The sequence below is a fragment of the Streptomyces sp. NPDC050263 genome, from assembly GCF_040655955.1.
Classification (GTDB): domain Bacteria; phylum Actinomycetota; class Actinomycetes; order Streptomycetales; family Streptomycetaceae; genus Streptomyces.
On sequence record NZ_JBFAKW010000119.1, the window covers coordinates 18,128 to 29,395 of the forward strand.

Annotated in this window: 10 protein-coding genes and 2 pseudogenes; 8 read left to right on the forward strand and 4 right to left on the reverse strand. The window is 72.3% G+C overall.

Annotated elements, in window-relative coordinates; translation table 11 throughout:
- Positions 1-62 precede the first annotated feature (62 nt).
- Both AB0J04_RS36240 and AB0J04_RS36245 read right to left on the reverse strand, forming a co-directional pair.
- Positions 63-1,112 (reverse strand): LacI family DNA-binding transcriptional regulator, encoded by a 1,050-nt coding sequence (locus AB0J04_RS36240; protein WP_363172858.1) that lies wholly within the window; start codon positions 1,110-1,112, stop codon positions 63-65.
- A 54-nt stretch (positions 1,113-1,166) separates the two neighbouring features.
- Positions 1,167-1,883: a TetR/AcrR family transcriptional regulator gene (locus AB0J04_RS36245; RefSeq protein ID WP_363172859.1), complete on the reverse strand. Its 717-nt coding sequence runs from the start codon at positions 1,881-1,883 to the stop codon at positions 1,167-1,169.
- 118 nt (positions 1,884-2,001) lie between these two features.
- On the opposite strand from AB0J04_RS36245, the gene AB0J04_RS36250 reads away from it, so the two are divergent.
- Both AB0J04_RS36250 and AB0J04_RS36255 read left to right on the forward strand, forming a co-directional pair.
- Positions 2,002-2,565: an NAD(P)H-dependent oxidoreductase gene (locus AB0J04_RS36250; RefSeq protein WP_363172860.1), complete on the forward strand. Its 564-nt coding sequence runs from the start codon at positions 2,002-2,004 to the stop codon at positions 2,563-2,565.
- 96 nt (positions 2,566-2,661) lie between these two features.
- The gene (locus AB0J04_RS36255; protein ID WP_363172861.1) at positions 2,662-3,606 is read left to right on the forward strand and encodes an FkbM family methyltransferase; all 945 of its coding nucleotides are present in this window, start codon (positions 2,662-2,664) and stop codon (positions 3,604-3,606) included.
- 18 nt (positions 3,607-3,624) lie between these two features.
- Here the strand turns inward: AB0J04_RS36255 and AB0J04_RS36260 are convergent, their stop codons facing one another.
- Positions 3,625-4,605, reverse strand: coding sequence for a TerC family protein (locus tag AB0J04_RS36260; RefSeq protein WP_363172862.1), 981 nt, complete (start codon positions 4,603-4,605; stop codon positions 3,625-3,627).
- Positions 4,606-4,894: 289 nt separating this feature from the next.
- On the opposite strand from AB0J04_RS36260, the pseudogene AB0J04_RS36265 reads away from it, so the two are divergent.
- From AB0J04_RS36265 to AB0J04_RS36285, 5 genes and pseudogenes are all read left to right on the forward strand, one after another.
- A pseudogene (locus AB0J04_RS36265) lies at positions 4,895-5,377 on the forward strand (alpha/beta hydrolase); the annotation flags it as partial.
- Between the two features lies 1 nt (position 5,378).
- Positions 5,379-5,708 (forward strand): annotated as a pseudogene (locus AB0J04_RS36270) (helix-turn-helix domain-containing protein); the annotation flags it as partial.
- Between the two features lie 179 nt (positions 5,709-5,887).
- Positions 5,888-7,045 (forward strand): extracellular solute-binding protein, encoded by a 1,158-nt coding sequence (locus AB0J04_RS36275; protein WP_363172867.1) that lies wholly within the window; start codon positions 5,888-5,890, stop codon positions 7,043-7,045.
- 135 nt (positions 7,046-7,180) lie between these two features.
- Entirely contained in the window at positions 7,181-8,398 is a 1,218-nt protein-coding gene (locus AB0J04_RS36280; RefSeq protein ID WP_363172863.1) for a sensor histidine kinase, read from the forward strand.
- Positions 8,395-9,039, forward strand: a complete 645-nt coding sequence (locus tag AB0J04_RS36285; protein ID WP_363172864.1) for a response regulator transcription factor — start codon at positions 8,395-8,397, stop codon at positions 9,037-9,039. Before AB0J04_RS36280 ends, AB0J04_RS36285 begins: the two co-directional genes overlap by 4 nt.
- Positions 9,040-9,118: 79 nt before the next feature.
- On the opposite strand, the gene AB0J04_RS36290 is transcribed toward AB0J04_RS36285, so the two are convergent.
- Complete coding sequence (locus AB0J04_RS36290) at positions 9,119-10,576, reverse strand: MFS transporter (protein WP_363172865.1); 1,458 nt, start codon at positions 10,574-10,576, stop codon at positions 9,119-9,121.
- Positions 10,577-10,726: 150 nt separating this feature from the next.
- Between AB0J04_RS36290 and AB0J04_RS36295 the strand changes: the two genes are divergently transcribed.
- Positions 10,727-11,182 (forward strand): MarR family transcriptional regulator, encoded by a 456-nt coding sequence (locus tag AB0J04_RS36295; RefSeq protein ID WP_363172868.1) that lies wholly within the window; start codon positions 10,727-10,729, stop codon positions 11,180-11,182.
- Positions 11,183-11,268 lie beyond the last annotated feature (86 nt).

Consider the following 11,268-nt stretch of genomic DNA (forward strand, 5'->3'; position numbering starts at 1 on the left):
CCGGGCCGCCGACGATGATGCCGACCGTCGTGCGCATGGCGTGCCTCCCCTGGAACCGTGGTTCAGCTGGAGTCGCGGTGCACCACGGTGGCTTCGATGAGCCCGTGCGACTCGGGGGCGGCCGCGGGGTTGCGGACGGCGCGGTCGACCAGGGCGGCGAGGTCGCGGCCGGAGGGCAGGTCGATCCGGACCGTGCTGAGCCTGGGCCGCAGCAGTCGGCCGAGCATGAGGTCGTCGGCGCCGATGACGGCCACGTCCTCGGGAACGCGCAGGCCCTCGTCCTGGAGGGCGCACATGAGGACCATCGCGTACTCGTCGTTGTAGGCGAACACGGCGTCGAGGCCGAGGTCGCGCCAGCGGGCGGCGAGGGCGTCCGCGGAGCTCTGCCGGTAGGCGAGGGGGAGCTCGGTGACGGTGGCGTCGGTGCCGTGCAGGGCCTCGCGGGCACCGCGCAGGCGGGGCGCGGAGAACATCTCCATGCCCCGTTCCTCGGGGACGACCACACCGATCCGGCGGCGGCCGCGGGCGTGCAGGTGCGCGGCGGCCCGGCGGCCGACCTCGGCGTGGTCCAGGAGCACCGCGTGGGCGCCCTCGACCTGTTCGGGGCTGAACGTCACCACGGCCCGGGCCCCGGAGCGTTTGAGGACGGCCACCCCCTCCGGGCCGAGGCCCGGCACGGGCACCAGCACGGCGACCGGCCGCAGCTCGGCCCAGGCGCGGGCCGCGGCGTCCCCGGACAGTCCGCCGGCGCCGTACTGGACGACGGTGTAGTCGAGGCGGCTGAGCGCGCCCTGGAAGTCGTACACGAACTGGCTGTAGAGCTGTCCCGCCGGGACCGGCAGGGTGGGCATCAGCACCATGCGGCTGTGACCGGCGCGCAGGGTCCGGGCCGCCGCGTGCGGCACGTACCCGAGTTCCTTGGCGGCCTCGTGGACGCGGCGGCGGGTGGGTTCGCTGATGCGTACGGCGCTGGTGTTGTTCAGGACATAGGAGACGGTCGCGCGTGAGACGCCGGCCAGGCGGGCCACGTCGGCGCTCGTGGGCACGGGGCGCGTCACCGGCGACTTCGTCGGCGCGGGCGTGTTCGGTATCTGCACCATGACGTGACGCATCTTGGCAGAAGCTGAGCGCCTTGTGTCGGGCGGGGGGACACGGATATCGGTGCCTCAGCCCTGAGTTGAGGGCACTGGGCCGGCAACCGCGCTGGTCACAGCATTCGTCGTACCGCTCGGCACCCCGCCTGCGATCCGGTCGACCAGATCGCTCCAGCCGGCCTCCAGGCGCGCCGACGGCATGCCGCACTGCCGGGTGAGGTGGTGCACCAGGACGGGGTTGAGGTACCCCATCAGCGTGTGGGCGAGCAGTTCGACGTCCGCATCGGGCAGCGCCTGCCGCAGCAGCAGCGCCAGATGGCTGTGGTGGACGCGGCGCACCGGCACCGAGTAGCGGCGGTCCGGTCCGGGCTCGGCCGCCAGCTGGAGGTCCAGCTCGTCGACGCTGCGCCTCAGCAGGGCGGTCCCGAAGGCCCTCAGCCGCTCCTCGGGCGGCGCGCCCGGGCCCAGCGGCGGCGGGCCCCCGAGGAAGGCGGCCTGGAACTTGCGCTCGGAGTGGTCCAGGAGCGCGGTCAGCAGTCCGGTGCGGTCGCCGAAGCGGCGGAACACTGTGCCCTTGCCCACATTCGCGGCGCTCGCGACCGCCTCCATGGTGACGCCGGCCGCGCCGTGCTCGGCGATCAGCCGGGCGGCCGCGTCCAGCAGCCGGGCCCGGTTGCGGGCCGCGTCGGCACGCAGGCACGGCTCGTCGCCGGCCGACCCGAGCTGCAACAACTCGGGTTCGCCGGTCCTCTCCTCGGGCTCCGGACAAGGCGGCAGAGGGCTGGACATGAACTCAGCGTAGAGCACCGGGAATGAAACTGGACCGCGGTCCGGTTAGGATGCTAGAAAGTTAAACGGACTTCGGTCCGGATTCGTCACCGCACTGTTTCAGCCCCTGGGAGTACCCATGTCTGTCCGCATCCTCGCGCTCGTCGGCAGCCTCCGCGCCGGTTCGACCAACCGCCAGCTCGCCGAGGCGGCCGTCAAGGTCGCTCCCGAGGGCGCCCAGGTCGACCTCTTCGAAGGCCTGGCCGAGATCCCCTTCTACAACGAGGACCTCGACGTCGAGGGCAGCGTCCCGGCCGCCGCCGCCCGGCTGCGCGAGGCCGCCCAGGCCGCCGACGCCTTCCTGCTCTTCTCCCCCGAGTACAACGGCACCATCCCGGCCGTGCTCAAGAACGCCATCGACTGGCTGTCCCGCCCCTACGGCGCCGGCGCCTTCGGCGGCAAGCCCGTCGCCGTGGTCGGCACCGCGTTCGGCCAGTTCGGCGGCGTCTGGGCGCAGGACGAGGCCCGCAAGGCCGTGGGCATCGCCGGCGGCAAGGTGATCGAGGACCTGAAGCTCTCCATCCCGGGCTCCCTGACCCGCTTCGCCGAGACCCACCCGGTCGACGACGCCGAGGTCGCCGCCCAGCTGACCGAGGTCGTGGCCCGGCTGCACGGCCACGCGGGCGAGGTCGCGGCCGCCTGAGCGAGCGACCGAGAAAGGGGCCCGGCACGCTTGCCGGGCCCCTTCGTCGTCGCCGGTCGCCGGACCGCACCCGGTCGCATCTGATAGGCCTGGGGGATGCGAACCCTTTATCGACGACTTCTCGCACTGTTGCCGCGCATCGGCGTCGAGGTGACCGACCTCGGGCCGGGCACGGCGGTGGTCTCCCGGCGCGGCGGTCCGTACCGGGTGACCGGCGCGGACAAGGACACCTGGGTACTGCGGCGGACGAGGGACGCGCCACGGTCCGAGGTCGTCGAAGGCGGCGCCGTACGGCTGGGCGACACGGGCGTGCTCCTCATGGACGCCCCGGACCGGCAGGACGAGCGCGGACTCCAACTGGCGGCCGCCGCGTACCTCTGCGCCCAGCACGTGGCCGCGATGCTGGAGCTCTACGGCGTGAACTGCGTCTTCGACGTAGGCGCCAACACCGGCCAGTACGCCAAGGGGCTGCGCCGACACGGCTACACGGGCCGGATCGTGTCCTTCGAGCCCACCTCGCAGGCGTTCGCCCGGCTGGAGGCGGCCGCCTCGGACGACCCCGACTGGCGGGTGTACCGGTGCGGACTGGGCCGCGAGGAGACCACGGCCGAGATCCACACCGGCTGGAAGACGATGAACTCCCTGCTCCCGGCCAGCGACTACGGCAAGGGCCGCTACGGCCGGTTCGCGAAGCCCGACACCGAGGAGATCCGCGTCCGGCGACTCGCGGAGGTCATGGACGAGGCGCTGGACGGCCTCGCCGATCCGCGCCCCTATCTGAAGATGGACACCCAGGGCTACGACCTGGAGGTGTTCGCCGGGGCCGGGGACCGGATCGCGGAGTTCGCCGGGATGCAGTCCGAGGTCGCCGTGCTGAAGCTGTACGAGGGCAGCCCCGGTATGGGCGAGGCCGTCGCCGCCTACGAGGCCGCCGGGTTCGGCATCACGGGCATGTACCCGGTGACCCGCGAGGCGGGCACCGGGCGGGTGATCGAGTTCGACTGCGTGCTGATGCGCGCGGACGCGGCGCCCACCGCGTAGCCGCGCGCCACGGGGCCGTCACGCCACGGAACCGGCCGTCTCCGCCGCCTCGGCCGCCTCCTGCCGCTTGGCGGCCCGCAGGCTCGTGAAGGTCGTGATCGCGAGGACGAGCACGATGAAGCCGAGCGAGAACGGGATGCCGATCTCGGGGACGTGCACCCCGGACTCGTGCAGCGCGTGCAGCAGCAGCTTGACGCCGATGAAGCCCAGGATGATCGACAGGCCGTAGCTGAGGTGGACCAGCTTCTTCAGCAGGCCGCCGATGAGGAAGTACAGCTGCCGAAGGCCCATCAGCGCGAAGGCGTTGGCCGTGAAGACGATGTAGGGGTCGTCGGTCAGCCCGTAGATGGCGGGGATGGAGTCGAGGGCGAAGAGCACGTCGGTGGAGCCGATCGCGAGCATGACGACCAGCATCGGGGTCATGACCCGCTTGCCGTTCTGCTCGACCCACAGCTTCGTGCCGTGGTACCGATCGGCCACGCCGAACCGCTTCTCCACCGACTTGAGCAGCTTGTTCTCCTCGTACTCCTCCTCGTGCCCGCCCTTCTTGGCGTCCTGGATCAGCTTCCAGGCCGTCCAGATCAGGAACGCGCCGAAGAGGTAGAACACCCACGAGAACGTCGAGATGATCGCCGCGCCGGCCGCGATGAACAGTGTGCGCAGCACCAGGGCCATCAGCACGCCCACCATCAGCACCCGCTGCTGATACTGCGTGGGCACCGCGAACTTCCCCATGATCAGGACGAACACGAAGAGATTGTCCACGCTCAGCGACTTCTCGGTGATGTACCCGGCGAAGAACTCCCCCGTCGGCCTCCCGCCGCCGAAGAGGAACACGCCGAGTCCGAAGAGACAGGCCAGGACGACCCAGACGACCGTCCAGATCCCGGCCTCCCGGACCGAGACGTCGTGCGGCTTGCGGCCGATGAGGAAGTCGACGGCGACCAGGGCGCACAGCGCCGCGACGGTCAGCAGCCAGACGGAGAGCGAGACGTTCACTGATGGGACTCCTGATACCTGCGTGGGGGTGAAAATCATTGTCGCAATGGCTGGATCCTTTCCACCCCTCACAGGTGAACAAAAGGTCATGTCCTGGCAATCTGCGGAGGTGGACGGCGGTGGCGGCGACGGCCGTCACCCGCCGAACGGCGGGCAGGTTCCGCCGTACGGCGGTGCTCCGGCGAGCGGCGAACAGGCCGAACATGGGCCGCACGAATCACCCGAGCCATACGAGTCATACGAGTCACCCGAGCCGCCGCGCATCCGCGTTCCGCGTGAGGAGAAGCCCATGACGTCCGTACCGCCGCCGCCCTTCGACCCCGAGCTCGCCGCCGCCCTGGAGCTCATCAAGGAGATGATCCAGCCGGGGATGGCCCCCGAGGACATCGGGTTCGTCCGCCAGGGTCCGGGCATCGCGCTGCTCGCCGACCTGGATCTGACCCTGGGCGGGGCCTTCGAGGTCGAGGACCGGACGGTGCCGGGACCCGAGGGCGCCCCCGAGATCTCGCTGCTGATCTGCCGGCCCACCACACCGGCTCCCGTCCGGCCGCGGCCCGTCGTCTACCACGTGCACGGCGGCGGCATGGTCATCGGCAACAACCGGGTCGGCGTGGACGTGCCCCTGGAGTGGGCGCGGGAACTGGACATGGTCGTGGTGTCCGTGGAGTACCGGCTGGCGCCCGAGAACCCGCACCCGGCACCGGTCGAGGACGTGTACGCCGGTCTGCTGTGGACGGTGGAGCACGCCGAGGAGCTGGGCGCGGACCCGGAGGCAGGACCCCGGTCCCCGGGTCGTGTACGCCGACGAACTGGGCGGCGTCGCCCTGCTGGCGGACCTCGTCGCGCCGGGGGCCGAGCCGCCGCCGGACGTCCACGCGGTCGAGACGGCCGCCGCGGACGCCCCCTGGCTGCTCGCGACCCTGTACGCCGTCACCGCCACGGCGAGTCTGCGGGCGGCGGCTGTCGAGGCGAACGTCCACCACTCCACGCTCCAGGACCGGCTGACGCACGCCGACCATCTGCTGGGGTGGCCGGTGCGCACACCGCAGGGCCGGCTTCGGCTGCATCTCGCGTTGACGATGCGGCGGTTGGCGCGGCCGTAGCGGCCCTGCCCGGGGCGGGGCCGGGCGGACGTTCAACCGTTCGATTGAACGGGGGTTCCATCGGACGCGGGGCGTGCGATCCGTCCGGACGACGCGCGGCACAGGCGGGGCACAGCAGAATCGGCTTCGACCGAGGCGCCCGGTCCCCACCCCCTCAGCAGCAGAGAGGTCTCCCCAGCATGCCCAGCTTCCCCAGCAGAAGGCGCCTCCTCGTGACCGGTGCGGGCGCCGCCCTCGGCGTCGGCGCCCTCGGTGCGTCCCCCGCCGCCGCCACCCCCGCCGCTTCCTCGTCCGCCGCTTCCTCCTCCGCCCGGCGGAGCTCCGGCGCCGAGGAGAGCAGGTCGCTCGACGAGCTGTACCGGGCCGCGCTCGCGGAAGGGGGCAAGCTCGTCGTCTACGCCGGCGGGGACACCCCCACCCAGCAGGACGGCACCAAGGACGCCTTCCTGAAGCAGTTCCCGGGCATCGACCTGAAGCTGATCGTGGACTACAGCAAGTACCACGACGTCCGCGTCGACAATCAGCTCGCCACCGGCACCCTCGTCCCCGACGTCGTCCAGCTCCAGACCCTCCAGGACTTCGTCCGCTGGAAGTCCCAGGGCCGGCTGCTCGCCTACAAGCCCGCCGGGTTCGCCAAGGTCCACGACGGCTTCAAGGACCCGCAGGGCGCGTGGGTCGCCGTCGCGGCGATCGGCTTCAGCTTCCTGTACGGGCCGGGCGCGGTCGGTTCGGACGCGCCGCGCACCCCGCTGGACCTGCTCGACCCGAAGTGGAAGGGGAGGATCGCGTCGTCGTTCCCGCACGACGACGACGCCGTCCTCTTCCTGTACTCCCTCTACGTCAAGCACTACGGCTGGGACTTCGTCGCCCGGCTGGCCGCGCAGGACGTCCGGTTCGCGCGCGGCAGCAACTCGCCCGGGGACGCCGTGCGTGCCGGGCAGTACGCGATCGGCGTCGGCGGCTCGGGCTCGGCCCTGTCCACCGGCCCGGTGAAGTGGGTCCTGCCGGACAGCGCCCCGTTCATGGCGTGGGGGCAGCGGGCGGCGATCCTGAAGGCGGCGAAGAACACCGCGGCCGCCAAGCTCTACCTCAACTGGCAGCTGTCCGCGGCCACGCAGGAGGCGTCCTTCAGCGGCTGGTCGGTGCGCACCGACATCACTCCCCCGGCCGGTCTGAAGCCGGTCTGGGAGTACCCGAACGCCAACGTCGACGGCTTCCCCCGCTTCATGTCCGACCGGGCCGAGGTGGAGCGGCTGAAGCAGACGTTCGCGCTGTACTTCGGCGAGGTGAAGGGCGACCCGACGCCGGGCTTCCTCGGGCTGCACCCGGGCGCCTGACCGCGGGCGGCCGTCCCCACACGTCCTCACACAGTCCCTACAGGTGGCGGATAGACTCGGACCCCCGTTCGAACGGATCATCGTCCAAGGGGATCTGCCGTGTCCGACCGTGCTCCCGTCCGTAGCCCTGGCTCCGTGAGAGCCGTCCGCGGGAGCCGGTCGACGCCCGCCCTCATCGCCCATCTGACGTTCTTCGTCGTGGTGGGCGCCGGGCTGGTCCGGCTGGAGCGGCTGCGGATCGGGCTGTGCTGGGACATCGTGACCGTCAGTGGGCTGCTCGCGCTGGTGTACGCGGGCGGGCTCGCGGCCGGGGAGCGGCTCGGCCGGATCGGCAGACATCTGTGGGTGGCGGCCCTGACGGCGCTGTGGACCGTCCTGGTCTCCCTCGCCCCGCAGTCGCTCACGGCCGCCTACGTGTGGTGCGCGGTGCCCCTGGCCTGTGTCGCGCTGCGGGCGCTCGGCCGGCGGGCGGCCGGGGTGGCGCTGGCCGTGCTGACCGTCGTCCTGGTCGCTCAACTGGTGCGCAGCACGGGGTCGTTCGACCCGGAGATCGTCCTGATCCCGGTGGCGGCCGTGTGGGGCACCGTCGCCCTCTACCGCACCCAGCAGCGCGACGCGTCCGAACGGCTGCGGCTGGTCGAGGAGTTGCGGGGCACCCGGGACGTACTGGCCCGGCAGCAGCGGCAGGCCGGGGTGCTGGCCGAGCGGGCCCGGATCGCCCGGGACCTGCACGACACGCTGGCCCAGGAGCTCTCGGGCGGGGTGATGCTGCTCCAGGCCGCCGACCGCGACTGGGACGCGCGTCCGGACGTCGCCCGCACCCGGCTGCGCGCGGTCGCCGACGGGCTGCACGCCAATCTCGCCGAGACCCGCAGGATCATCCGCGATCTGACCCCGTCCGCGGTGGACGAGGCCGGTCTGGAGGGCGCGTTGCGGCTGCTGTGCGCGCGGGCCGAGGCGGAGGGCGCGGCGGCCCGGGTGCGGTTCCGCGCGGTGGGCGAGCCCCGGCCGGCCCTGGACGGGCAGTCGGCGGCGACCCTGTTCCGGGTCGCGCAGAGCACGCTGGCCAATGTGCGCGAACACGCGCGGGCGGTGAACGTCCTGGTCACGCTGCACGGGCACGCGGACCGGGTGGAGCTCGAAGTGCGGGACGACGGCGCGGGGTTCGAGACCGGCCGGATCGGCGTTCCGTCCCAGGCCACGCGTGGGCTCGGGCTGCCCGCCGCCCGGGCGCGGCTGCGCGAGTGCGGGGGCGATCTCGACGTCGGCAGCGCGCCGGGCCGCGGCACCCGGCTGCGGGCGACCGTGCCGACCCTGCCCACGACCCGCCCGGCGCCGGTGGCCGTCCGGTGACCGGCGCGCCGTTGCGACTGCTGTTGGCGGACGACCATGTCGTCGTCCGGGCCGGGTTGCGGGCGCTGTTGGAGGGTGAGCCGGATGTCGAGGTGGTGGCCGAGGCGGGGAGCGGCGAGGAGGCCGTCCGGCTCGCGGCGCGGCTGGCGCCCGACGTGGTGCTGATGGACCTGCGGTTCGGCGGCGGCGGTGGCATCGACGGCATCGAGGCGGTGCGCCGGCTGACGGGCGAGGCCCCCGGGGTGCCCGTGGTGATGCTGACGAGTTACTCGGGCCGGGCCGACGTCGTGCGGGCGCTGGAGGCGGGGGCCCGGGGGTATGTGCTGAAGGCGGGTCGGCCGGAGGAGCTGTTCCGGGCCGTGCGCGGGGCCGCCGCCGGGGCGTTGGGGCTCGCGCCGGAGGTGATGGACGAGCTGGTCGGCCAAGTGGTCGCGCCCGGGCGGGAGTTGAGCGGGCGGGAGGTGGAGGTGGTGCGGCTGCTGGCCGAGGGCCTGAGCAACCGGTCCATCGCCGAGGCGCTGTTCCTGAGCGAGGCCACCGTCAAGTCGCACCTGGTGCGCGTCTACCGCAAGCTGGGCGCGGAGAACCGGGCGGCGGCGGTGTCGGAGGCGGTGCGCAGGGGGCTGCTGGACCTGGCGTGAGACGACGTGCGCAGGGGGCGCCCGGCCACTGCCCGGGCGCCCCCTGCGTCGTCCGCCGCGTCGGACCGGACGACTCGGATCAGACCTTGGCCTGCTCGGGGACGGCGACCGGTCCGGCCGTGTCCTCGTCCGCCGCGGTCTTGCGCAGGACGGGGATGACGGCCGCGACGGCCGCGGAGACCAGGGCGAGTCCGCCGCCGACGAGCAGCGCGGTGCGGAAGCCGTCCTCGGAGGCGAAGGTGTGGCCGCCCATGGTGGTGGTCAGCTGGGAGAGGATCACCCCGATGACGGCGGCGCCGATCGAGGTGCCGAGCGAGCGCATCAGGGTGTTGAAGGCGTTGGCGGCGGCGGTCTCCGTCAGCGGCACCGAGCTCATGATCAGGGCGGGCATCGCGCCGTAGGCGAGGCCCACACCGCTGCTGGTGATGATCGTGACCAGCATGACGCCCCAGGCGGAGCCGATCAGGGCCATCGAGACGAAGTAGCCGGCGGCCAGCACCAGGGCTCCGCAGACCAGCGTGAACTTCGGGCCGCGGGCGTTGGTGAGCTTTCCGCCGAGCGGGGAGACGATCATCATCATGACGCCGCCGGGGGCCATCCACAGACCGGCCGCGAGCATCGACTGGCCGAGGCCGTAGCCGGTGGCCTCGGGGAACTGGAGGAGTTGCGGCATCACCAGCATGCACGCGTACATGCCGAAGCCGATGAAGACCGAGGCGATGTTGGTGAAGAGCACCCGGGGGCGGGCCGTGGTGCGCAGGTCGATCAGCGGGTCGGTGGTGCGCAGCTCCCATACTCCCCAGCCGACCAGCGCCAGGACGGCGACGGCGAACAGGCCGAGCGTGGCGGCCGAACCCCAGCCCCAGTCGGCGCCCTTGGAGATCGCGAGCAGCAGGGACACCAGGCCGACGCCGAGTCCGATCGCGCCGGGCAGGTCGAAGCGCTGGCCCTTGGCGCCGGCGGGGACGTCCGGGACGAGCGTGAAGATCAGGACGGCGACGACGGCGGCCAGGGCGGCGGAGCCCCAGAACAGCACCCGCCAGTTCGCGTACTGGGCGACCGCGGCCGCCACCGGCAGACCGATGGCGCCGCCGATGCCCATGGAGGCGCTGACCAGCGCGATGGCGCCGCTGAGCTTCTCGGCCGGTACGACGTCCCGCAGCAGTGCGATGCCGAGGGGCACCATGCCCATGCCCATGCCCTGGAGACCGCGGCCCACGATCATCGTCACGACGTCGGAGGCGAACGCGCACACCACCGAGCCCACGACCAGCGGCACGGAGCAGGCGAGCAGCATCCTGCGCTTGCCCACCAGGTCACCGAGGCGGCCGACGACCGGCACGCACACGGACGCCACGAGCAGGGTCACCGTGATCACCCAAGCCGCGTTCGAGGACGAGGTGTCCAGGATCTGCGGCAACTCGGCTATCAGGGGGGTGACCAGGGTCTGCATGACCGCCGCTGTGGTGCCGGCGAAGGCCAGCGTGGCGATCACGGCTCCCGGGCGGGCCGTGGGTTGGGGGGCGGGGGCGCCCATGGGGACTCCTCGAACGTGGGATGCGCGGTGAAGGATCTGCGCTGCGATGGATGTGCATCGTACATGTCGTATGTATCAAGCACATGACATGGGGCATGCATACGGGTGTGCCAGGATGGTGTGAGCGCAGGGAAGCGGGAGGTCGGGCACATGGAGACGCCGGCGCACGAGGTCGAGTACGAGCAGATGCTGCTGAGCCGCCACTCGTTCCTGAACCAGCGGGGCGGCCGTCGCAAGGACAGCCTCATGGAGCGCAGCGCGTACATCATGCTGAGCCGGATCCGGATCCAGGGACCCATGTCGATCGGGGAACTCAGCGACGCCTTCGGGCTGGACACGTCCACGCTGAACCGGCAGACCGCGGCGGCGATGCGCGCGGGGCTCCTGGAGCGGATCCCCGACCCGGCGGGCGGGATGGCCCGCAAGTTCCGGCTCACCGAGGAGGGCGACCGGCTGCTCGACTCGGAGCGCGAGGGGATCGTGGAGATCCTGGGCCAGGTGATGGCCGACTGGTCCGACGAGGACGTCGCGGCCTTCGCCGCCTATCTGCGGCGCTTCAACTACGGCATCGAGGCGATCGGCGCACGCCCCTGGCCGCGCCCCTAGGGGGCTTCTGATGGATCTCCGCGGCGTCGCGACGCCCGGCACGCACTCTCGCCGCACCGGGCGAAAGCCCTCGTAGCTCCGCTACG